At 61.3% G+C, this 22,406-nt stretch carries 19 protein-coding genes and 3 tRNA genes; 9 read left to right on the top strand and 13 right to left on the bottom strand.

The features are described 5' to 3' along the window. Positions 1-83: 83 nt before the first annotated feature. Both IE083_RS02685 and arfB read right to left on the bottom strand, forming a co-directional pair. A complete protein-coding gene (locus IE083_RS02685) occupies positions 84-740 on the bottom strand; it encodes an HD domain-containing protein (protein WP_189352099.1) in 657 nt (218 codons plus the stop codon). A 129-nt stretch (positions 741-869) separates the two neighbouring features. Next, positions 870-1,271: an alternative ribosome rescue aminoacyl-tRNA hydrolase ArfB gene (gene arfB, locus IE083_RS02680; RefSeq protein ID WP_189352098.1), complete on the bottom strand. Its 402-nt coding sequence runs from the start codon at positions 1,269-1,271 to the stop codon at positions 870-872. 615 nt (positions 1,272-1,886) lie between these two features. Here arfB and ribA point away from each other — a divergent pair. Both ribA and IE083_RS02670 read left to right on the top strand, forming a co-directional pair. Then, on the top strand, positions 1,887-2,471 hold the full coding sequence (ribA, locus tag IE083_RS02675) for a GTP cyclohydrolase II (protein ID WP_189352177.1): 585 nt from the start codon (positions 1,887-1,889) through the stop codon (positions 2,469-2,471). Between the two features lie 64 nt (positions 2,472-2,535). After that, on the top strand, positions 2,536-3,048 hold the full coding sequence (locus IE083_RS02670; protein WP_189352097.1) for a hypothetical protein: 513 nt from the start codon (positions 2,536-2,538) through the stop codon (positions 3,046-3,048). Between the two features lie 68 nt (positions 3,049-3,116). Here the strand turns inward: IE083_RS02670 and IE083_RS02665 are convergent. The 4 genes from IE083_RS02665 to IE083_RS02650 all read right to left on the bottom strand — a co-directional run bounded on the left by IE083_RS02665 (position 3,117) and on the right by IE083_RS02650 (position 4,303). Then, a tRNA-Ala gene (locus IE083_RS02665) sits at positions 3,117-3,192 on the bottom strand. Between the two features lie 7 nt (positions 3,193-3,199). Continuing rightward, a tRNA-Glu gene (locus IE083_RS02660) sits at positions 3,200-3,275 on the bottom strand. Positions 3,276-3,281: 6 nt separating this feature from the next. Beyond that, a tRNA-Ala gene (locus IE083_RS02655) sits at positions 3,282-3,357 on the bottom strand. 67 nt (positions 3,358-3,424) lie between these two features. Then, positions 3,425-4,303: a L,D-transpeptidase gene (locus tag IE083_RS02650; protein WP_189352096.1), complete on the bottom strand. Its 879-nt coding sequence runs from the start codon at positions 4,301-4,303 to the stop codon at positions 3,425-3,427. 150 nt (positions 4,304-4,453) lie between these two features. On the opposite strand from IE083_RS02650, the gene rlmD reads away from it, so the two are divergent. Continuing rightward, positions 4,454-5,992, top strand: a complete 1,539-nt coding sequence (gene rlmD, locus IE083_RS02645) for a 23S rRNA (uracil(1939)-C(5))-methyltransferase RlmD (protein ID WP_189352095.1) — start codon at positions 4,454-4,456, stop codon at positions 5,990-5,992. 122 nt (positions 5,993-6,114) lie between these two features. Here the strand turns inward: rlmD and dsbD are convergent, their stop codons facing one another. Then, positions 6,115-7,875, bottom strand: a complete 1,761-nt coding sequence (dsbD, locus tag IE083_RS02640) for a protein-disulfide reductase DsbD (protein WP_189352094.1) — start codon at positions 7,873-7,875, stop codon at positions 6,115-6,117. 128 nt (positions 7,876-8,003) lie between these two features. On the opposite strand from dsbD, the gene IE083_RS02635 reads away from it, so the two are divergent. After that, a complete protein-coding gene (locus tag IE083_RS02635) occupies positions 8,004-8,867 on the top strand; it encodes an alpha/beta fold hydrolase (RefSeq protein WP_189352093.1) in 864 nt (287 codons plus the stop codon). On the opposite strand, the gene mnmC is transcribed toward IE083_RS02635, so the two are convergent. From mnmC to IE083_RS02615, 4 genes are all read right to left on the bottom strand, one after another. After that, positions 8,787-10,775 carry a bifunctional tRNA (5-methylaminomethyl-2-thiouridine)(34)-methyltransferase MnmC2/FAD-dependent 5-carboxymethylaminomethyl-2-thiouridine(34) oxidoreductase MnmC1 gene (mnmC, locus tag IE083_RS02630; protein WP_189352092.1) on the bottom strand — a complete coding sequence of 663 codons (1,989 nt, stop codon included), beginning with the start codon at positions 10,773-10,775 and terminating at the stop codon, positions 8,787-8,789. The two genes, IE083_RS02635 and mnmC, sit on opposite strands and share 81 nt — an antisense overlap. Positions 10,776-10,982: 207 nt before the next feature. Continuing rightward, complete coding sequence (gene acs / locus IE083_RS02625) at positions 10,983-12,953, bottom strand: acetate--CoA ligase (RefSeq protein WP_189352091.1); 1,971 nt, start codon at positions 12,951-12,953, stop codon at positions 10,983-10,985. 79 nt (positions 12,954-13,032) lie between these two features. After that, positions 13,033-14,700: a cation acetate symporter gene (locus tag IE083_RS02620; protein ID WP_229799562.1), complete on the bottom strand. Its 1,668-nt coding sequence runs from the start codon at positions 14,698-14,700 to the stop codon at positions 13,033-13,035. Between the two features lie 8 nt (positions 14,701-14,708). Continuing rightward, positions 14,709-15,017 (bottom strand): DUF485 domain-containing protein, encoded by a 309-nt coding sequence (locus tag IE083_RS02615; RefSeq protein ID WP_189352089.1) that lies wholly within the window; start codon positions 15,015-15,017, stop codon positions 14,709-14,711. Positions 15,018-15,336: 319 nt separating this feature from the next. On the opposite strand from IE083_RS02615, the gene IE083_RS02610 reads away from it, so the two are divergent. Together IE083_RS02610 and IE083_RS02605 are read left to right on the top strand one after the other, a co-directional pair. After that, on the top strand, positions 15,337-16,233 hold the full coding sequence (locus IE083_RS02610; RefSeq protein WP_189352088.1) for a LysR family transcriptional regulator: 897 nt from the start codon (positions 15,337-15,339) through the stop codon (positions 16,231-16,233). A 30-nt stretch (positions 16,234-16,263) separates the two neighbouring features. Continuing rightward, positions 16,264-16,740 carry a hypothetical protein gene (locus tag IE083_RS02605; RefSeq protein ID WP_189352087.1) on the top strand — a complete coding sequence of 159 codons (477 nt, stop codon included), beginning with the start codon at positions 16,264-16,266 and terminating at the stop codon, positions 16,738-16,740. Between the two features lie 134 nt (positions 16,741-16,874). Here the strand turns inward: IE083_RS02605 and IE083_RS02600 are convergent, their stop codons facing one another. Next, complete coding sequence (locus tag IE083_RS02600; protein WP_189352086.1) at positions 16,875-17,708, bottom strand: DMT family transporter; 834 nt, start codon at positions 17,706-17,708, stop codon at positions 16,875-16,877. A gap of 93 nt (positions 17,709-17,801) precedes the next feature. Between IE083_RS02600 and ygfZ the strand changes: the two genes are divergently transcribed. The 3 genes from ygfZ to IE083_RS02585 all read left to right on the top strand — a co-directional run bounded on the left by ygfZ (position 17,802) and on the right by IE083_RS02585 (position 21,032). Further along, complete coding sequence (gene ygfZ, locus IE083_RS02595; RefSeq protein WP_189352085.1) at positions 17,802-18,803, top strand: CAF17-like 4Fe-4S cluster assembly/insertion protein YgfZ; 1,002 nt, start codon at positions 17,802-17,804, stop codon at positions 18,801-18,803. Between the two features lie 98 nt (positions 18,804-18,901). Continuing rightward, positions 18,902-19,219: an H-NS histone family protein gene (locus IE083_RS02590; RefSeq protein WP_189352084.1), complete on the top strand. Its 318-nt coding sequence runs from the start codon at positions 18,902-18,904 to the stop codon at positions 19,217-19,219. A gap of 136 nt (positions 19,220-19,355) precedes the next feature. Beyond that, the gene (locus tag IE083_RS02585) at positions 19,356-21,032 is read left to right on the top strand and encodes a cyclic-di-GMP receptor FimW-related protein (protein ID WP_189352083.1); all 1,677 of its coding nucleotides are present in this window, start codon (positions 19,356-19,358) and stop codon (positions 21,030-21,032) included. 78 nt (positions 21,033-21,110) lie between these two features. Here IE083_RS02585 and IE083_RS02580 read toward each other — a convergent pair whose 3' ends face one another. Then, positions 21,111-22,238: a M14 family metallopeptidase gene (locus IE083_RS02580; RefSeq protein ID WP_189352082.1), complete on the bottom strand. Its 1,128-nt coding sequence runs from the start codon at positions 22,236-22,238 to the stop codon at positions 21,111-21,113. Positions 22,239-22,406: the final 168 nt, after the last annotated feature.

Here is a 22,406-nt window from a genome sequence, read left to right as displayed (position 1 = left end):
GCCGGCCGGGCAGTCTGCGCCGCCTCGTGCTGGCCAGTTGCTTCCGCCGGCAGCCGCGGGCTGCCGACTGGATCGGGTGCCGTTCAGGACGGCGGCGTCTCGGGCGCCCATTCCGCGACAAACACGTCACGGAACTGGTACAGCCATTGCAGCCGCGTTTCGGCCAGTTCGCGACCGGCGGCGGTCTGCATGGTGGTGGGCAGCGTCGCCAGCTTCGCCGCGATATGGTCCAGCGCGTAGGCGCGGTCGTCCAGCGGCCGTTGCACGGCCAGCACGTCGTCGCTGGCGGCCAGCGCGCTGTTCATGCGACCGGCGGTGTAGAACAGCCGCGCGAGGCCGACGGCGCCGAGCGCGTCCAGGCGGTCGGCGTCCTGCACGATCTGTGCTTCCAGCGTCTGCGGCGCGATATTGGCGGAAAAGCTGTGCGCCTCGATGGCGTGCGCCACCGCCGGCAACCGTGCCGCGTCGAAGCCGGCGGCGGCCAACCTGGTGCTGGCCAGCACTGCTGCCTGGCGCGAGGCGAGGTGGCGGTCGGGGTGGTTCTTCGGCAGGTTGACCAGGTCGTGCAGGTGGCAGGCCGCCATCACCACCAGCGCGTCGGCCTGCGGATAGCTGGCCAGCAGCTGCCGCGCCGCATGCCAGACGCGGCCGAGGTGGTTCAGGTCGTGGGCGCCGTCGTCGCCGGCCTGTTCGCGTGCCAGCGCGAGGCAGAAGGCTTGCCAGTGGTGCAGGTCTTGCATCGTCGATTCCTTGCAGCGGGGGCGGTATTAGAGGGCGCGGCGGGCGGGCTTGTCAATGCGCGTTGCAGCATGTGCGGTGGGGGTGCGTCAAGGTTGGCCGCAACGGTGCCGGCGGCGGCGTATCGCACTTCAGTCGCGCACCGGGCCGCGCAGCGACTTGATCTTGCCGCGCAGGCTCTTGCTGTCCATGCGCCGCTGCCGCGCGCCGTAGCTCGGCTTGCTGGCGCGGCGGGCCTTCTGCTCGTGGCTGACGCTGTCGACCAGCTGCTGCAGCCGTTGCAGCGCATCCTGCCGGTTCTGCTCCTGGGTGCGGTATTGCTGCGCCTTGATGATCAGCACGCCGTCCTTGCTCAGGCGCTGGTCCTGCAGCGCCAGCAGGCGTTCCTTGATGTGCTCCGGCAGCGTCGAATCGCGGATCACGAAGCGCAGGTGGATGGCGGAGGACACCTTGTTGACGTTCTGGCCGCCGGCGCCCTGCGCGCGCACGGCGCTGATGTCGACCTCCAGCGGTGAAACCGGGTACTTGCTCATGCGGCCAACCTGTGGCTGCGCGCCGGGCTTGCCGCGGACGCGGGGGTGATATGGATGGCAGCAGTCATGATTTCGGCTTTGCGCAGGGATTGGCATAATGCGGCGATGCCGCAGGGTAGGGATAAGCGGATTCTAGCGCCTTTGCGATGGTTGCGTATGCTGCCGGCGAGGAGGGGCTGAATTATCCGCAGCAGGCGCCGGCTCCTGTGTTGTCGGCGCATTTCGTCACTTTGCGGGGGTAAGAACCTGTTCAAGGTCTTTTGCAGCTGCGGCCACGCGCTGCCGGATGCAGTGCAAGGAGCGCGCCTCGCCGCAGTGCATTCACTGTCAGGGGCGCGCGACGCAGTAATGCGCCGGCAGCGCATGGCCCCGAAGGGCTGGCCCGGCAAACGACCAGCTGCGGCGTTGGCCGGCTTGACCTTGGAATAACCAAGGCCTGCGCCGTCCGCCTTGCATCTGGCCATTTGCCAGGTCAGCGCAGCCGCAAAAAAACCTTGAACAGGTTCTAAGCCAAATTGGCGGCACCGGCTCTTTAAACTGCAAGCTTTTGCCCCCACTATCCTTCAGATGAATGCACAACAAGTGGAAGCCAACGTGACTCAGCCTGATTCTCCGGTGCGCGTCGATTATGTCGCAACCTGCCAGTTACCCACGCAGTGGGGTGTTTTCGACATGCACGGCTTTGAAGAGGTCGGAGGGCGCGAGCACGTGGTGCTGACGCTGGGCGAGGTCGCCGGTGGTACGCCGCTGACGCGGATTCATTCCGAATGTCTGACCGGCGATGCGCTGTTTTCGCTGCGCTGCGATTGCGGTTTCCAGCTGGAGGCTGCGCTGGAGGCAATCGCCGCGGAAGGTTGTGGCGTGCTGGTGTATCTGCGTCAGGAAGGGCGCGGCATCGGCCTGATCAACAAGATCCGTGCCTACAAGCTGCAGGATGAGGGTGCCGACACCGTCGAGGCCAATGAAAGACTGGGTTTCCCTGCCGACATGCGCGATTTCCGTATCGCACGCGAGATGCTGGCACATCTGGGGGTGACGGCGGTGCGTATCATGACCAACAACCCGCGCAAGATCGACACCCTGCAGCAGGCCGGCATCAATGTCGCCGAGCGCGTGGCGTTGCAGGTTGGCCGCAATGCCTACAACGACCACTATCTCGATACCAAGAAAGCCAAGCTGGGGCATTTGTTTGGGCACTGACTTCATGATCCGGCAAGCTGGCCGATAAGGTCAGTGTCGGGCATGACAGGAAAGGACGTGTGCCATGGTCAAGGTGACGGTAGTGGGGCCGGCGCTACCGGTCAGTGAGCAGCTGCCGCGAACGCCTGAGCTGCATCATGCGGCGGGCGGCGGGCCGGCGGTACCGCAGGATGCCTTCCGGCTCAGCCTGTTGGCACAGCATGCCCAGCAGCTGGATCCGGACGAACATCCGGCGGCGGCGCTGGATCTGCCGCAACTGGAGGCGGAGCTGGCACACCTGCTGCAGTTGCTGGAAGAGCGGCTGTACAGCATGCGCGAGCGCGCCCTGCTTGATGGCGGTCATCCTTCCTACGGGCTGCTGCAGGAATTGCAGCAGGTGAGCCAGGTGCTGCAACGGGTGGTACCGTTATGGCTGCGGTGCGCGCGACCGGCGTGGCGCGAAGCGGCGGCGCCGCGACTGGCGGGGATATTCAATATCTGCCACTTCGTATCGCGGGCGGTAATGCGCGCCGGTGAGCGCAGTGAGGTGCAAAGCCTGCAGCAAGCCTTGCAGCAGAGCGAGCAGGTATTGCGCTAGCGCTGCTCAATCGGGAGATGGGGCCGGAAAAGCAGAAAACCGGCTCGCAAGCCGGTTTTCTGTTTGTTTGGTGGAGATAAGCGGGATCGAACCGCTGACCTCTTGCATGCCATGCAAGCGCTCTCCCAGCTGAGCTATACCCCCGAAATGCTGGCGTCCCCACGGGGATTCGAACCCCGGTTATCGCCGTGAAAGGGCGACGTCCTAGGCCTCTAGACGATAGGGACCGGATGTGGTGGAGATAAGCGGGATCGAACCGCTGACCTCTTGCATGCCATGCAAGCGCTCTCCCAGCTGAGCTATACCCCCACGCTGCGCTGATGAACCGGTTGATTCGTCAGCGAGGTGCGCACTTTAACGTGAAGCTTTTGCAGCGTCAAGCGCTTTTCTGCTTGAATTGTGCGCTGCGTGGTGCTCGGGCACTGTTGCTGTCCGGCAGCAGCAGCTCATCGGGCTGCTCATCACGGATCTCCGGTGGCGGGCTCAGCCAGCGCACGGTGTTGAGCGTGCCGGTGATACGGTTGTTTTGCGTGCTGCTGCAGCTGAGACATACCGGCTTGCCGTTGCGCTCGCGGAAGGCCTGGTCGACGCGCTTGCCGTGAACCGGACGCCGGTTCTCCTGCTGCCAGTTGAGCAGGGTTTCCGCCAGCAGTTGCGGCACGATGTCATCCTTCTTGTAGCTGTCGCGATAGGCATGCAGCCACAGCTCGCCGGCACTGTCCTCACTCAGCAGCGTGGTCTGGTAGCTGATGGTGACTGCAGCGCCGATGTCCACCCAGTCGGCCAGTGCCAGCGCATTCTCGCTGCGCAGGCGTACGCAGCCATGGCTGCGAAAGCCGGGCACGCTGGCGGGCTGGTTGGTGCCATGAAAACCGAGGCCAAGCCTGCTTTCGCCAAAGCGGATGAATACCGGCCCCAGCGGATTGTCTGGCCCGGCAGCGACGGTGGTCTGTACCGGCTTGCCGGCACGTACCATTTCTTCCTGGATCGATCTGGGTACGTGCCATACCGGATTGCGGTAGATGCCGGTAATGGCGTAGTTGCCGGTGGGGGTGTTGGTGATCATCTTGCCGACTGCCACCGGGTAGCTGTTTACCAGCATGCCATCCTGATACAGGAAGACGCGGGTTTGCGGCAGGTTGACGACCAAGTGCTGGCCGGCACTGCTGACCAGTACGTCCGGCTCCGGGGTCATGGCATGGCTGTAAGCAGTGGTGGCCACGGTGCAGGCTGCAAGCAGGGACGAAAATTTCATTCTCTGGCGATTCGGGATAAGCGGATACTTCGATGTTAGCAGATGTGCCGCATGGCAACATCCGTCAAAAGAGGCACGGCATCGTGCTTTTTGTGGCGCTTTCTGCGACAATTCCAACCTTTGTCTTTTGCCTTTTTACTTGTTGAAACAATGACTCAAGCGTCTGTAGTTGCCCATGTCGAGTCGCTGGACCACGAAGGTCGCGGTATCGCCCGTGTCGATGGCAAGGCCGTCTTTATCGATGGCGCGTTGCCGTATGAAACAGTGACTTATCAAAGTTATCGCATCAAGAAAAGTTATGAAAACGCTGATGTGGCGGATGTGCTGAAGGAGAGCTTCCTGCGCACCAAGCCGTCCTGTCCACACTTTGGGGTGTGTGGTGGCTGCTCGATGCAGCATGTCGAGTTCTCGGCACAGGTCGCCATCAAGCAGCGCGTGCTGGAAGACGACCTGCGCCATATCGGCAGGGTCAGGGCCGAGGTGGTGATGCCGCCGATCGCCGGCGCCGCGTGGGGCTACCGCCACCGCGCCCGGCTGTCGGCGCGCCATGTCGCGAAAAAGGACGGCGTGCTGGTCGGCTTCCACGAGAAGCGTTCCAGCTTCATCGCCGACATGAGCGAGTGCCATATCCTGCCGTCGCATATCTCGGTGTTGATCGTGCCGCTGCGCCAGTTGATCGCCAGGCTATCGATCTACAACCGCATGCCGCAGGTGGAAATCGCGGTTGGTGCCGAGCTGGATGTGCTGGTGTTCCGCAATATGGACGACATTACCGAGGCTGACTTTGCCTTGCTGCGTGCGTTCTCCGACACGCACTCCACGCCGCAGCGCACGGTACAGATCTGGCTGCAGCCGAAGGGGCCGGATAGCTGTTACCCGATTTATCCGCTGGATGCGCCGAGGCTGACCTACCTCCTGCGCGATTTCGACGTCGAGATGCCGTACTACCCGACCGAATTCACCCAGGTCAACCCGGAAATCAACAACGTGATGGTCAGCCGCGCGCTGCGCCTCCTGGATCCGCAGGCCGGCGAGCGCATTGCCGACATGTTCTGCGGCATCGGCAACTTCACACTGCCGATCGCGCGCAGCGGCGCCACCGTGCACGGCATGGAAGGCAGCGAGGCGCTGGTGAAGCGGGCGGTGGAAAATGCCACCCACAACGGCTTGCAGCACAAGGTCAGCTATGAGATGGCCAACCTGTTCGAGGTGACCGAGGAATCGTTCGCCGCTCTGGGCAAGTTCGACAAGATGCTGGTGGACCCGCCACGCGACGGCGCGATGCAGCTGCTGAAGGCGATCACCGAGGACACTGCACCGCAGCGCATCGTGTACGTGTCGTGCAATCCGGCGACGCTGGCGCGCGATGCCGGGGTGCTGGTGCACACCAAAGGCTACACGCTGAAAACGGCGGGCATCATCAACATGTTCCCGCACACCGGGCACGTCGAGTCGGTGGCCTGGTTCGAGAAGACCGGCCCATGCATGACCCGCGCCGAAGTCGAGGCGATGGAGGCGGAGGAAGAAGCGGTGCGCGATGCCGCCCGTGCCGCGTCGATGGCGGCACGCCAGGAGCGCGAGGCGCTGGCCGCCGCCGAGAAGGCGCTGGAAGTGGCGGAGAAGGTGGCCGCCAAGGAGGCACGTCGCGCCGCTTACCTGGCCAGCGTCGCCGGCAAGCCGGCACAGTAACACGCTGCGCATAGCAGTGACAGGACAGGCCTCCGGTGCGAACCGGCGGCCTGTTTTTTTTCGTGTGATGAGGTGTCGGCGTGGTGTGTTCACCGTTGCGGCCAACGTTGGCTGCAACGGACTCAGCCGCCGTTTTGCTGGCGTTGCAGCAGCGGCAGGAATTCGTCGGCCGGGCTGTAGCCGATGAGGCGCTGTTGCTCCTTGCCCTGGCGGTCGAAGAAGATCATGCCAGGCGGGCCGTACAGGCCGAAGCGTTGCAGCAGCGCCTGGTGCGCCGGCAGGTTGGCGGTGACGTCGGCCTTCAGCAGCACCGCCTTGCTCATGGCCTGGCGCACCGCCGGGTCGCGGAAGGTGGTCTCTTCCATCTCGATGCAGGACACGCACCAGTCGGCATAGAAGTCCAGCAACACCGGCTGGCCGCGGGCGGCAGCGAGGGCGGCGTCCAGCTCGGCCACGCTGCCGATAGTGCGGAACTGCGGCTTGCCGCTGTCGCCGGCGGTGGCGCCGAGCGCCGCCAGCGGGTAGCGGGCCGATTTGGCACCGCTGAACACGCCGATCAGCTGCAGGGTGGCGACCAGCGCCAGCAGCAGGCCCAGCGCCTTGCCCAGCTTGAGCACGGACGACGCGTTCGGCGGCAGCGGATCGAAGGCTTTCAGGAATACCGCGCTGGCCAGCGCCAGCGCCGCCCACAGCAGCATCACCACGATGGCGGGCAGGAACGGCGTCGCCAGCCAGATGGCCACCGCCAGCATCACCACGCCGAACACCGCCTTGACCGTCTTCATCCACATGCCGGCCTTGGGCAGCACGTGGCCGCCAAAGGTGCCGACGATGATGAGCGGCAGGCCCAGCCCCATCGCCATCGCGTAGAGCGCGACACCGCCCAGCCAGGCGTCGCCGGTCTGGCCGATGTAGCCCAGCGCCAGTGCCAGCGGCGGGCCGACGCAGGGGCCGATCAGCAGCGCCGACAGCACGCCCATCCCGAACACGGTCACGATGTGGCCGCCGGACAGGCGGTTGCTGGAGGCGGCGAGGCGGGTCTGCCAGCTGGATGGCAGCTGGATGGACACGATATCGAACATGCCCAGCGCAAACACCACCATCAGCAGGCTGGCACCGAGGATCACCGCCGGCTGCTGCAGCCACACGTTGAACAGGCTGCCGGTCAGGCCGGCCACGATGCCGATGGCGGTGTAGCTGACGGCCAAGCCCTGCACATAGGTCAGCGCCAGCAGGAAGCCGCGACGGCGGGTCAGGTGCTGGCCCTGGCCGGCAATCAGCGCGGACACGATGGGCAGCAGCGGGTACATGCAGGCGGTGAACGCCATGCCCAGGCCGGCGGCAAAGAAGGCCGCCAGTGTGGCGGCCAGGCCTTCGCGTGGTTGCGACGGGTTGCTGTCGCCTTGCGCGCCGGCCGGCTGCAGCCAGGGCGACAGCGCCTTGTTGTCACCACCGACCGCGAGGGTGTGGGTGTAGGGCGGGTAGCACAGGCCGGCATCGGCGCAGCCCTGCACCGTGGCCTTGAGCGTGAACTGCTGCGGCGCGTCCGGACGCAGCGTCAGCAGCATCACGGTCGGTCCCGGCGGGTAGGTGACCTGCTTGCCGAAGTAGGGGTCATCCTTGGGCTTGCCGGCGGGCAGCGTCTGCTGTGCGATCAACGCGGCCGGTATCGTCTCGAAGCGGCTGCGGTCGCGGTACAGGTAGTAGCCGTCGGCGACGGTTACCGTCAGCCGCAGCTGTGGTCCCTGGCGCTCGGCGGTGACGGCAAAGGCCTGTTCCGGCGGCAGCAGGTCGTCCTGGTCCAGTGCGTGGGCAAAGGGGGCCGACAGCAGGCTCAGCCACAGCAGGCAACGGATGAAGAGAGAAAAAATGTGCTTGTTCATGAGCTTGTGACCGCCAAAACGACGGTGCCTTGATAAGTTGTTGCGATGGTGCGGCCGCGGCTAAACGCACAGCCCTTATTTTGCCAAGCAAACGCTTGATATACTATGGGCCACGAGGAGCGCCTGCCATGACCACCATCATTCATTTTGCCCACGCCAACAGCTTTCCGGCGTCGGTGTACCGCAAGTTGCACCAGTCGCTGCGCGAACAGGGCTGCCACGTTGGCTACCTTGACTGCATCGGCCACGATCCGCGCTATCCGGTGACCGACTGTTGGCCGCATCTGGTCGAGGAAACCGTTGCCTACCTGCGCCAGCACTATGACCGGCCGGTGGTTGGCGTCGGGCATTCGCTGGGTGGTTTCATCCTGTTCTTTGCCGCCATTCGCCACCCGGAGCTGTTCAGCAAGCTGATCATCCTCGATTCGCCGCTGATGGGGCCGCTGCGCTCGCGCGGCATCTGGCTGGCGAAAAAGCTGGGCTTCATCGACCGCGTGACACCGGGCGGCAATACCCTGAAGCGGCGCGACAACTGGGCCAGCGTCGAATCGGTGTACGACTATTTCGCGCGCAAGCCGATGTTTGCCCGCTTCGATCCCGACTGTCTGCACGATTATGCCGAGTTCGGCACGGTGGCGACGGCCGGCGGTGGCCGCCGCCTGAAGTTCCGGCCGGTGATCGAAAACGCGATCTACAACACGCTGCCGCATTCGGTGCCGCGCTACAAGGGACAGCTGCGGGTGCCGACGGTGTTTGTCGCCGGCGAGACTAGCGACGTGCTGACGCCGGCGGATCTGGCTTATATGCACAAACACTTCGCTGTGAGCATCATTGTGCAAAAAGGTTCGCACCTGTTTCCACTGGAGCATCCGCAGGCCACGGCGGCGCTGATCATGGCGCAACTGACTGATTCAGTCACGGTGCTTCTGGCGGATCAGGTCGCGCACCAGGAAGCGGCTGGGGTTGACGGCATCCATGATGCTGCCGGGTAGCGGTGCCGGCTCACCGTTCAGCAGGCTGGCGATGATTTCGCCGGCCAGCGGCGCGGTGACCATGCCGCGCGAGCCGTGGGCGGTGCTGACGTACAGCCCCCTGATCAGCGGCGCCTCGGCGCTCAGTTTCAGCGAGGCGTCGCGTGCCAGCGGCTGATAGCAGTCGAGGAAGGCATCGCGATCGACGATGGCGCCAACCATGGGCAGGTAGTCCGGGCTGGTGCAGCGTAGCGCGGCGCGGCCATGGCATTGTGCCGGGTCGATGCGCTCGCCACCCAGGGCCTGGTACAGTCGCGGTGCCAGGCCGGCCAGCATGGCCAGGTTTTCAGCATGTTCGGTATCGTTGGTCTCCAGGTCCTCGTATTCAAACTTGAAAGTGGCGCCAAGGCAGTGCCGGTCCCGACGCACCGGGGTGATATAACCCTCGCCGCACAGTACGGTCTGCAGCGCTTTGCTGTCGCTGGTGGCAGCCAGCTCGGTGACCTGGCCGCGGATACGCTTTACCGGCAGGTAGTAGGTCGGGTCGAACTGCATGGTGTCGTTGGCGGTGGCGACCACGGCAATGCTGCCGATGGCTAGCGGGCCATCGCTGCCCATTGCTACCCAGCCGCCGTCTGCCGGGTTTTGCGCCAGCTCGGTGACTGCGTCGCCCAGGCGCAGGGTGATGTTGGGGTGATCCAGCAACTTGTTGACCAGGCTGGGAGGATTCAGCCAGCCGCCCTGCTCAAAATAGAGTCCGCCTTGCGCGAGCTCGACGCCGGCGAGGGCGGAGGCTTCGGCGGCATCGACGCGGCGCAGGATGTGCGGCGACAGGCCGGCGGCGGCCAGGCCTTGCTGGCGTTTCTCTTCGGCGGCGTCACCGGCCAGTTGCAGCACGCCGCAGCGCCGCCACTGCACGCCGTCTTCCGGCAGCAGCTGGTGCAGCGTGCGCAGGGTGTAGCCGTAGCCGGACAGCACCAGTTGTGTCAACAGGGTGAAGTGTGGCGACAGCTTGGTGTACAGCACGCCCTGCGGATTGCCGGAGGCTTCCTGCGCCGCTCGTGGATGGCGGTCGAGTACGGTAACCTGCCAGCCGCGGTTGGCCAGGCTGCGCGCAATGCTGGCGCCGGCGATACCGGCACCGATCACCACTGCGCTGCGCTCGCCGGTGGCCTGTTGTGGGTATGCGTACCATGGTGCCCGCCACCCGGAGGGTGGCAGGTGTTGCAGTTGGCCGCGGGTCATGTCCCGCTTTTTGCCATAGCCGGCAACTTTCTCGATGCCGAAGCCGGCTTCTTCCAAACCGCGGCGTACGATGCCGGCACTGCTGAAGGTGGCCAGCGTGGTACCGCGGTGCGACAGCCGCGCCAGCTGCCGGAACAGCGCCGGCTGCCACATTTCCGGATTCCTGGCCGGGGCAAAGCCGTCGAGGAACCAGGCATCAATGCGCGCCTCCAGTTGCGGCAGGGTTTCCAGCACGTCGCCGATCAGCAGCGTCAGGATCACGCGGCCGTTTTCCAGTACGAAACGGTGCCAGCCCGGTGCCATGACGTCGTATTGCTGCTGCAGTGCTGCAGCCTGGGTGGCCAGCTCCGGCCACATCGCCTGCGCCTGCACGAGGTCGGCGGTGGTGAGCGGGTGCTTCTCGGTACTGACAAAAGACAGGCGCGCGCCGGCGGGGGCATGCTGGAGGAAGCATTGCCAGGCAGCCAGGAAGTTCAGGCCGGTGCCGAAGCCGGTTTCACCGATGCTGAACAGTTGCTCCGGTGTCAGCGCCGCGAAGCGCTGCGGCAGCTGGTTATGCCCGATAAACACATGGCGTGTCTCGTCAAGGCCGCTTTCCCGGGAAAAGTAGACGTCGCCGTAATCGGCAGAGACGGGTTGGCCGGTGCTCCAGTCAAGACGGGCAGGCGGAAAAGCTTGGCTCATGATGGCATGCTGACTTCGCTAAAGGCCGGAGTGCAACCGGCCTGGGATCTGTAAATGGCTGGGTGCTATTGTCCGGCAGCCGCGCGGACGCTGCAAGGTTGGCCGCAATCCGCTTGCGGCCAACCTTGTGCTGCCGCAGACAAAAAGAACCGCACGGTGATGGCAGCACGCGTGCGGTTTACAAGGACAGCTCTGAGGAGGGGCCGCTTAGCTGGCGCGCTCCTGCAATTGGCTGAGGATCTGCGGATTCTCCAGCGTCGACACGTCCTGGGCGATTTCCTCGCCGCGGGCGATGGAGCGCAACAGGCGACGCATGATTTTGCCGGAGCGGGTCTTGGGCAGGTTGTCGCCGAAGCGGATGTCGTCCGGCTGCGCCAGCTTGCCGATCTCGTGCGCCACCCAGTTTTTCAGCTCCGCGGTCATGCGCCGGGCCTCCTCGCCGGTCGGGCGCGGGCCTTTCAGCACCACGAAGGCAACCACCGCCTCACCCTTGATCTCGTGCGGCTTGCCGACCACCGCGGCTTCCGCCACCAGCGGGTTGGCGACCAGCGCCGATTCGATTTCCATGGTGCCGAGGCGATGGCCGGATACGTTCAGCACGTCGTCGATGCGGCCCATGATCCAGAAGTAGCCGCTTTCGTCGCGGTTGGCGGAGTCGCCGGCGAGGTAGTACTGGCCGTTGAATTCTTCCGGGAAGTAGGTGCTCTTGAAGCGCTCCGGATCGTTCCAGATGGTGCGCACCAGCGACGGGAACGGCTTTTTGATAACCAGAAAGCCGCCCTTGCCCGGCTCGACCGGGGCGCCGGATTCATCGACGATGTCGGCCATGATGCCGGGCAGCGGCAGGGTGCAGGAGCCGGGCTTGGTGGCGATGGCGCCGGGCAGCGGCGCGATCATCGCGGAGCCGGTCTCGGTTTGCCACCAGGTGTCGACGATAGGGCAGCGCTCGCCGCCGACCATCTCGTAGTACCACATCCACGCCTCGGGGTTGATCGGCTCGCCGACGGTGCCGAGCAGGCGCAGGCTGGACAGGTCGTACTGCTTCGGCAGGTCGGCACCGAGCTTGATCAGGGTACGGATTGCGGTCGGCGCGGTGTAGAAGGTGGTGACCTTGTGCTGTTCGATCATGCGCCAGAAACGGCCAGCGTCCGGGTAGGTCGGCACGCCTTCAAAAATGACCTGGGTGGCACCCATGCCTAGCGGACCGTAGCAAACGTAGGAATGGCCGGTGATCCAGCCGACGTCGGCGGTGCACCAGAATACGTCGCTGGGTTTGTAGTCGAACACCCAGCGGAAACTGTTGAGGGCGCCGAGCAGGTAGCCGGCGCTGCTGTGCTGGATGCCTTTCGGGCGCCCGGTGGAGCCGGAGGTGTACAGGATGAACAGCGGGTCGTCAGCCTGCATCCATTCCGGTTCGCAGGATTCCGGCTGGCCGTCGATCAGCTTGTGCCACCAGATGTCGCGGCCGTCGTGCCAGTCGCTGGCACCGCTGTTGGTGCGCTGGTAGACCACGGTGGCAGTCACCGTTTCACTGCCCGGTATCGCCAGCGCTTCGTCGACCATTGCCTTCAACGGCACGATCTTGCCGCCGCGCAGGCCCTCGTTGGCGGTGATCACCACCTTGGCGCCAGCGTCCTGGATGCGGTCATGTACCGCAGCGGCGGAGAAGCCGCCGAATACCACCGAGTGGATAGCGCCGATGCGGGTGCAGGCCTGCATCGCAACGATAGCCTCGATCACCATCGGCATGTAAATGACCACGCGGTCGCCTTTGCCGACGCCCAGTGACTTCAGGCCGTTGGCGAACTGGCAGACGCGGCGGTGTAGTTCAGAGTAGGTAACACGGGTGATGCCGCCGCCATCCGCTTCGAAAATGAGGGCAATCTTGTTGGCGTTGACGGCCAGATGGCGATCCAGACAGTTGTAGGAAATGTTGAGTACGCCATCGTCGAACCATTTGAAAAATGGTGCATTGCTGTCGTCCAGCACGCGCGAGAACGGCTTTTTCCAGCTGATCAGCTCTCGCGCCAGATCTCCCCAGAAGGACAGGTAGTGATCGTCAGCCTGTTCGCACAGGGCGTAATAGGCGTCCGGCCCGGAAACCGTGGCCTTGCGGCGGAAGTCTTCTGCCGGGTCAAAGCTGCGGGTCTCGCGCAGGATGGAGTCAAGAGTAGACATGAAGCGTTCCTTGCAAACATGATTCGCGGGCAGCAACTGGCCGCACCCGTTCGGGTGCGGCCATTTTTACACGACTCGCTTAGTGTTTGGAGGCACCTGCGGCACCGATACCGGTCATTGAGCGTACGAACTGTGCTTCGAACTTGGCTTTTTCTTCAACCGCGGACTTGGACTTGTCCAGGACCGAGATCAGCCAGGTGAAGACGAAGGCCAGGGTGATCGAGAAGATCGCCGGGTTCTTGTACGGGAACAGTGCGGTTTCGTTCTTCAGCACGTCCACCCATACCGCCGGGCCCATCACGATCAGGGCAACCGCGGAGATCAGGCCGATGAAGCCGCCGACTACCGCACCGCGGGTGGTCAGGCCTTTCCAGAACATGGACAGGAACAGGACCGGGAAGTTGGCGGAAGCGGCGATCGAGAAGGCCAGGCCGACCATGAAGGCGATGTTCTGCTTTTCGAACAGCAGGCCCAGCAGGATCGCGACCACACCCAGCACGACGGTGGTGATTTTCGAAACGCGGATTTCGTCGGCTTCGTTGGCCTTGCCCTTCTTGATCACGGAGGCGTACAGGTCATGCGACACAGCCGAGGCACCGGACAGGGCTAGACCGGCAACCACCGCCAGGATGGTGGCAAAGGCCACTGCCGAAATGAAGCCGAGGAACAGGTCACCACCAACCGCGTTGGCCAGATGGATCGCCGCCATGTTGCTGCCGCCAATCAGCTGGGTCACTTCCTTGCCGTTCTTGACCACGGTTTCCATCATGGTTGGCTGGTTCAGCAGCAGCATGATTGCGCCAAAGCCGATGATGAAGGTCAGGATGTAGAAGTAGCCGATGAAACCGGTGGCGAAGAACACCGACTTGCGGGCCTCCTTGGCATCGGACACAGTGAAGAAGCGCATCAGGATGTGCGGCAGACCGGCGGTACCGAACATCAGGGCGAGGCCCAGCGAGATGGAGTCGATCGGATCGGCCTTGCTCGGGGACATGATGGAAATACCCTTGGCGTGAATGGCTACTGCCTTCTGGAACATCATTTCCGGGCTGAAGCCGACGGTGGCCAATACCATGAATGCCATGAAGCTGGCACCGCCAAGCAGGATGACGGCCTTGATGATCTGTACCCAGGTGGTAGCCAGCATGCCGCCGAAGGTCACATACAGCACCATCAACACACCAACCAGAATCACCGCGGAGGAGTAGTTCATGCCGAACAGCAGCTGGATCAGCTTGCCGGCACCGACCATCTGCGCAATCAGGTACAGCGCCACTACTACCAGCGTGCCGGTAGCGGCGAAGGTGCGCACCGGAGTTTGCTGCAGGCGGTAGGAGGCGACGTCGGCAAAGGTGAACTTGCCGAGGTTGCGCAGGCGTTCGGCAACCAGGAACAGGATCACCGGCCAGCCGACCAGAAAGCCGATGGAGTAGATCAGACCATCAAAGCCCTTGTCGAACACCATCGCCGAGATGCCGAGGAAGGACGCGGCGGACATGTAGTCACCGGCAATCGCCAGACCGTTCTGGAAACCGGTAATACCGCCACCCGCGGTGTAGAAGTCACTGGCGGAGCGGGTGCGTCGCGAGGCCCAGTAGGTAATGCCCATGGTGAACGCGACAAACAGGAAGAACATGATGATGGCGGACCAGTTGGTCGCCTGCTTGGTGACTTCGCCTTCAAAGGCGCCGGCGGCCAGTGCCAGAGTTGGCAGGCCGGCCAGTGCGGTGGCGCAGAGGGTTTTCATCCAGCTTTTCATTGTTTGGCATCCTCGACGATTTGTTGGTTCAGTTGGTCAAACTCGGTATTGGCCTTGCGCACGTAGATGCCGGTCAGGACGAATGCCGAGATGATGATGAGAATGCCAACCGGAATGCCAACCGTGGTGGTTCCGCCCGACAGGGAGGCTCCAAGCACATTGGGGGCGAAGGCCAGCACCAGGATAAAGCCGTAGTAGATAGCCAGCATCAGGATACTCAGCTGCCAGCCAAGGCGGGTCCGCTTGTGAACAAGCTCTTTGAATTTGGGGTTGCTTTGTACCCGTGTAAGGATATCTTCATTCATCGTTGTCTCCTCCCGTTTCTCGCTGGCCGCAGGTGCGGTTCGCGTGTCTTTGCAATCTAAAAGTCGCTTTGTCGATGTGGCTAATCGTTTTTTCTGATAGCAGGAATTAACGCCACGGTGTTTTTTGATGATTTTTCTTTTTTATTAGTTACTTGCGGTCGAGTATTTACTTTATTGATGGCCGGCATCAGCAATCGTTATCCAGCTTTTTGTGTGTATGCCTTGTAGGGTGGCGGGGAACTTGTACAAAATGACCTGAAATCTGTGTTCACGATGCATAAAGTGGCACACCCCCGGCCGATCAGGAGAGTTGTCCAGCATGGAAATCTACCAACTGCGCACCTTTGTTACGGTGGCTCAGCAAGGCCATCTGACGCAGGCCGCCGAGCTTCTTCACTTGTCACAGCCGGCGGTAACGGCACAGATCAAGGCCATCGAAGAAGAGGTAGGGATGCCTTTATTTGAGCGTACGGCAGGGGGGGTGATGTTGACGTTGGCAGGGCAGGAGCTACTGCCTCGTGCCCAGGACATACTGGCGTCCGCGCGACAGCTGCTTGATCATGCCCGCAGTCTGAAGGGACCACTGACGGGCAAGGTGCAGATCGGTATTACGTTAACCCCGAACGTGTTGCGGGTCGGCCCCTGGGTGGCCGGGCTGGCCGAACGCTTTCCTTTGCTGGAGGTGTGCCTGCATCAGGGGGTTACCGGCGATGTGCTCAATGCGGTGCGCAAGAAGGAGCTGGACGCCGGTTTCTATCTGGGCAAGAACCCCTACGTCAACGTTCATACCCTGCTGTTGGCCCAGTTGCGTCTGCGCATCGTGATGCCCAAGGGCTGGCTGGCACGGATCAATGCGGCCAACCCCAAGGAGCTGGGTCGCTTGCCGTGGGTCGGCATTTCCCAGTTTTCCAGCCTGTCGAAGATCGTGTCCGAGTTGTGGCGGGAGCTAAACATCGCACCAAAGAAAGTTTCGGAGTGCGACAACCTGTTCACTGCGGCCGAGCTGGTGCAGGCCGGCATCGGACTTGCCTTGCTGCGCGAAGAGGATGCGCTCCATGCTGCCGAGTGCGGTGTGGTCGATCTGGTGCCGGAGATCGTGAAAATGGCCGAGTTACAATTTGTTTACCCTGCCGACAGGGCGGAGGATCCTGTCCTGCGGGCACTGATTGCCGGCTTGCGACCGGTGTGGGGGCTGGGTGGTGACCTTACTGTCTGAATATCGTCTTACCTTATCCGGAGGCATGCCATGGCAACGGTTTTCCAGCAGTATCTCGACGCGGTACAGACCAGCCAGCAGCGTATGTTGGCCGCACAGGCTGATTGCTGGCATAGCTGGTGCCGGTTATCGCTGCCCGTGGCGGATGAGCAGGAACTGATCGGACAGCTGGATGCACCGATGATGTCGGGAGCCTCTGTGATGCAGGCTTCGGCTGATGCGCAGCATGAATTGCTGCTGGTGCTGGAGCGCTGGTTTGGCGACCAGCAGAGGGTATGGTTGCAGCAATCGCCGGCGCTATCCGCTACGCCCTGTACCATGCACCTGGACCTCGGCTTTGCCGGCTATCTGATTGCTTCGCGAGCCTCCCGCCAGATCCAGCACTTTGCTTCCACCCGTTTTTCCTATGCCACGCTCTCAGCGATGCGTGGTGCCCGCCATGCATATCGCAAGTGTCACAATAACCCTGTTGCGTCTTCGGTGTTTTATCTGCATCCAACCATCTAGAATGGAGGCGGCCGTTGTTCCGACCTCCTGACATGCCATGTCATTGGTCTTATCTGGTTTCGCCTGAGTTGTTGTCTGTGCATCAGGTTCGGGTATGGCGGTGTGCGCTGCCGGCGGGATCCTGGTGCCGGGTGTCAACGCCCGCGGCTCAGCGAGCCGATGGCTGCACCGATCAGGATCAAGGTGCCGGCAGTCCAGGTGATGGTATTCAGCTCTCCCAATCCGCTAATGGCCAGAATCAGGGTGGACAATAAGGGTGTGAGATAGGACAGGGCGCCGATCTGCTTCGGGTCGCCCCCCTTCATCGCCTTGTCCCACAGGAAGAATGATGCGCCCAGCGGTCCGATCCCCATCAGCAGCAGAGCCAGCCATTCCTCGTTGTCGGGAATGGTCGCCGGCTCGAACAGCCAGTGGCAGAGTGCGGCAAGCAGGCTGGAAAGCAGGCAGAAGCCGCCGACCGCTGCATTGGGAAATGGCGGCAGTTTGCAGGTTGCCAGGCTGTAGCTGGACCAAGTGAAGGCTGCGGTGATCGCGAACAGGTAGCCGATTGGCAAGCTGTCGGCAAAGTCGAATCTGCCCTTGCTGACAATCAATACGGCACCGGAAAAGCCGACGGCAGCGGCCATGATATGGCGCATGGTCAATTTGCCCAGCCCGAACAGCGGGCTCAGCACGACAATCAGTAACGGCCACAGGTAATTCAACAGATTGGCTTCCAGTGCCGGAGCAGTGCGAAAGGCGGTAAACAACAGGCAGTGATAGCCGAAGATACCGGCGACGCCAATCAGCAGGGTGTGCGGTGCCACTTTCCAGTCGCGGATGCGGTGAATGGCGAGTAGGCTGCCGATGAAAAGTGCCACGGCAGTGACCTGGAATGGTGGCAGGCGCTGGGTAAAGGTACCTAACGCAGCCAGCGAGGACCACAGTAAAATAGCAAGCAATGCCGGCAGCAAGGTGAATTTTTTCATTCGTAGATCATAGCGTGGCCGGTGTGGGGTGAATAGCCGGCCGGCGAGCTTTTGCGAGGCGTAATGAAGCCCGTAATTCAGAAAGGAACAGTAATGAACCAGTCGCAAGTGTCGGCTTATTTGACTCGGCATGGTGCCATGCTTGATGCCGAGGGTGATGTGGTATTGACCAATAGTGATAGCCAGGGGGTGCTGCCATTCGGGCAGGATGGGCATGCCATACTCACCCAGTTCGTGTTGCTGACAGTACATGGCGACGATGCTGAATCGTTCCTGCAGGGGCAATTCTCTTCCGATGTAAAACTGCTGGATGGCACGGTGGCGCAATGGAGTAGTTATTCCAATGCCAAAGGCCGGATGCAGGCCAGCTTTTTGCTATGGCGCTTGGAACAGAAATTTTTCCTGCTGTTGCGAAAAGATATTGCCGAAACGTTCCGTCGTCGCCTTTCCATGTTCGTACTGCGGGCCAAGGTGAAAATCGAAGTGGCCGACAGTGTGATTGCCGGTGAATATCTGGCTGCGCCAGAAACTGGCCTGGCAGTTTTTGAGCCGACCCTGGCGGGCACTGCAGAGCATGCGGTTGTATCGATTGGCACTCAAATCCGTATTTTCTGCCTGAGTGCGGAAAAAGATGCCATATTGCCGGCATTTGCCGGCAAATTGCTGCCCAGCAAGCTGTTTGATATCTTCTTCATTCGTGCCGGCATTCCCTGGGTGTCAAGGGCAACCTACGAGGCATTCATACCACAGATGGCCAATCTGGACCTGATCGGAGGTATCAGTTTCCGTAAAGGATGCTACCCGGGACAGGAGATTGTGGCGCGCACCCAATATCTGGGCAAAGTGAAACGCCGTATGTTCATGGTGGAGATAAGCAGTACTAACTGTACTGCCGGCATGGATGTGCAAACCGTGGCTACTGGTGAGCAGACTATCGGAAAAGTGATGTTAAGTGTGCCGGTGGCGGCAGGGAAATATCTGGCATTGGTGGTAATGCAAATATCAGGCTGGGGCGGGCAGCCTTATCTTGCAGGAGATCTCCGGTCGTTATTATTGCGACAGGAACTGCCATATGCGATCCCTGATATGCAATAAAAGTAATTATATTGTTTTATATAATGCTTGACGTTTGGCGGCTGGTCATCTAATTTCGGTATATTCAGGCTGGCTTTGTTTATTGAAGGGGGTTTTAAATGGATTTGAGCGCACTGGATTTTGCTGCACTGCTGCAGCTGAAAAATGACGTTGATGTTGAGGTTCGACGCCGTGAGGTAGAGGAAAAAGCAAAAGCCAAAAAGCAGATTCTTGAAATTGCCAAGGCCTATGGCTTCAGCGTCGAAGATGTGCTCGGCAATAAAGTATCGGCAGTTACAGCAGGGCGCAAACCGGTAGAAGTCAAATACCGTCATCCGGATGATGAGTCGCTGACGTGGACTGGTCGCGGTCGCAAGCCATTGTGGGTTGTTGCATTGCTGGATTCCGGCATCGATCTGGACAGTTTGCGTGTATAAGTGATGCATTTTTGCATGAAAGCGCCGTGTACAAGCACGGCGTTTTTTTTGCAGCCATTCATTCCGGATTCATTATAAAATGTGCCGGTGTCGAGAGCATTGCTTGATTGTATGAGTGCCCACTTCGGTTAAGGTCATGGCAAAACTGGATTTTTTCTTGTTTGGCGATAAGCGCAAAACCCATCCGCTTGATGATGTCAAGTCGGTAACCGAGTGGTATGGCACAACCCTGCGGGAGTTTGCCTCCGGTAGTCATGACCAGATTACCGGGCTGCTGTTGCAGTTCAATCAGGAGATAGAAAATCCGACGGTTGCCATGCTGGAGGCTCTTGTCGAGCTGGACCGGCTGGGGCATGCCACGCACCAGCAATTATGCGCCCAGTACCTGGGTTCCAAATTACTCCCCGCCATGGAGCGGCAGCAGCGGGCGCAGATCCGCTCATATGGTCGTCAGATGGTGGACGCTTTCCAGCGCTTCATGACTTTCGATGCTGACGGGGAGGATGCACCGCAGATGCGGCGACTGTTGCCGCTAGTAATCGGCAAGATGCTGTTTTACCTCACCGAGAACGCACTCTGGCATTATTACCGCCATGCCTCATTGGATGAGGTGATGTGGAGTAATGTCAACCAGTTATTTCGCTACGCGGAAGAGAATGCCATTGATGCGGTGCCATTGCAGCTGTTTCCCGGCGAGGCGCCCACAACCATTCACGACCTGTATCTGGCATTGCTGATGACCTCGTCGCTCAATAGCGGTAATCTGACTGCCCGCCAGACTCACCTTGCGTATCAGCTAGTCTTGATGCTGTCCAATCGCATGACCTTGTCCCGCGATCTATCCGGGGAAAGCAGCTTCATCATCAATATCCAGCATGCGGCACCTCCAAGCCGTGCGCACAATGTGCCGCAATTACAGGGTGTGCGAGTCTGGTCTACTGCAGAGCTGGTTGATCAACTGAATGCCTGGCTGGTGGTGTATGACAGTGGTGCGACACCGCAAGCATTGCGTGAGCGTTTTAGCCAGGGTGTTGACCCGGCCTTGCTGAGGTTCCTGGTGCGGGAGTGGGCGGTCAAGCCGTTCCGCTTCGAGCGCGCGGAGCGGGTACCTGTGGTCAGCAAGCAGCTGGAGGTTGGCCGCTTGCTAAGTGGCGTGCACCGTCTGGTGCGCGAGCATGAAGAATCCCTGGTGCAAGATAATCGCAGGGAAGGTCCGGCAGTCAGTGCGGGAGATGTTACCGAGATACGCATTTACGGGTTCCTGACCGGCCGTCGGCGTGAGCGGAACGTGCTTCAGAATGATGTGATCAAGATTGCTACCAGTGCCGATTTGCAGCTGTGGGATATCGAGAACCAGAGCGAGAGTGGCCTCGGGGTGTCTTTGCCGGCAGCGGGGGCAGACTGGCTGTCACTGGGGACGTTGCTGGCGACGCGCGAAGCGGGGCAGCAGGCATGGAGCCTGAGTATCGTGCGCCGCATCAAGCGGGAGGAGAAGGGGCGCATGTACCTGGGTTTGCAGCTGCTGAGTTCGCGCCCTGTGGCAGCATATACCAAGTCGGAGGATGGCAGGAATGCGGCTGCAACCCTGCCGGCTGGCATGGTTTGGAATCAGGGAGAAATTGCCCTGTTTGCCTCGGTGACAAAAAGGGGGGGGAAGACCAATACCCTGCTGATTCCGTTATCCAGCTATGTGCACGGCAAGAGGCTGCAAATGTTTGCCAAGAACAAGGGGTTTCTGGTGGCGCTGGGGCGGGTGCTGGAAAAGGGTGCCGACTGGTGTCAGGTGGAGATCGAGCTAGTCGCACAGCTGTAATTTGCAATTAATGATGCAACAATGAAAAAAGCCACGATGCAGATCGTGGCTTTTTTCATTGTTGCGTGCTGTATCACTTCAGCGCAGGTCTTTCAGTACGCCGTAAATGGCGCTCAGGCTGGCTTCGCCAAGACGCAGGCTGCGCTGGCCATTCCAGCCGAAGTCGTCGTCCGGCAGGTTGTCATTGTCCTTGAACGGCATTTCCAGAGTGTAGGCCAGGCAGTTGAACTGGTTGCCGACCCAGGCGGTCGCCATCGCAAGGTTGGCCGCACCGGGGGCATCCTTGTCGTAGCCGTGCTCGTCCTGGAAGTCGGGCGATGCCACACGCAGTTGCTGCTTGAATGCGGTTTCCAGTGCTGCGATGCGCTCGTTGTAGCTGGGCACGCCTTCGGTGCCGGCGACAAACACGTACGGAATCGCCTCGTCGCCGTGGATGTCGAGGAACAGGTCCACGCCGGTTTCCAGCATCTTGTTGCGGACATGAAACACTTCCGGGCTGGTTTCCGGGCTCGGGTTCAGCCATTCGCGGTTCAGGTTGGCGCCGGTGGCGTTGGTGCGCAGGTTGCCGAGAATGGCGCCGTCCGGGTTCATGTTCGGCACCACGTAGAAGGTGGCGCGATCCAGCAGCGCGCGCGAAGTCGGGTCCTGAGTGTCGAGCAGACGGGTGAGCAGGCCTTCGACAAACCATTCTGCCATCGTTTCGCCGGGGTGCTGGCGGGCGATGACCCAGATCTTGAGATCGGACTCGACCTCGTGGCCGATGGTCAGCAGGTTGATGTCACGCCCTTGTACCGTCGAACCGAGGTCGGACACCTGGCTCAGGCCGGAGCTTTGCGCCATGCCGATCAGGTTCAGGTGCTGCTCGTGCGAGTACGGCTCGAAGTAGGCGTAGTAGATGCTGCCAGCCAGCGGTACGTGCTCGATCACCAGATCGTCGCCGTCCAGGTAGGTCGGTACGCGGAACCAGTTGACGCGATCATAGGACGCCACCGCCTGGTAGTCTTCCCAGCCCTTGGGATAGGCGGTTTCCTTGATGTTGAGGAGGCGCAGCTTGCACGGCTCGTAGGCGGCACCCTGCAGCCGGAAGTAAAACCATTGGGCAAAATCGGAGGCATTATCTTTGCGGATGCGAAGCTGAATGTCTTCAAAGTTATTGAGCGCGATAACCTCGATACTGCCGGCGTCGAAATTGCTGCTGATTTTCATGCTGCGGTATGTCCGTCTGTTACTGGTAGCCGGTTATTGTAACGCGTTGCGCTGCCGGCGGCACGCTTGCCATGGTTATGCGTAGTGCCATAAAAAACCTGCCACGGGCTAGGGGCTGTTGACGTTTCACATTGGTAGCCATAGAAACGCGCATGCCATGGCAATGAC

Origin of the sequence: Vogesella fluminis, assembly GCF_014652335.1 — a bacterium.
Lineage (GTDB): Bacteria > Pseudomonadota > Gammaproteobacteria > Burkholderiales > Chromobacteriaceae > Vogesella > Vogesella fluminis.
The sequence above is the reverse complement of the archived record's forward strand: the minus strand, read 5'-3'. Positions and strand labels throughout refer to the sequence as shown.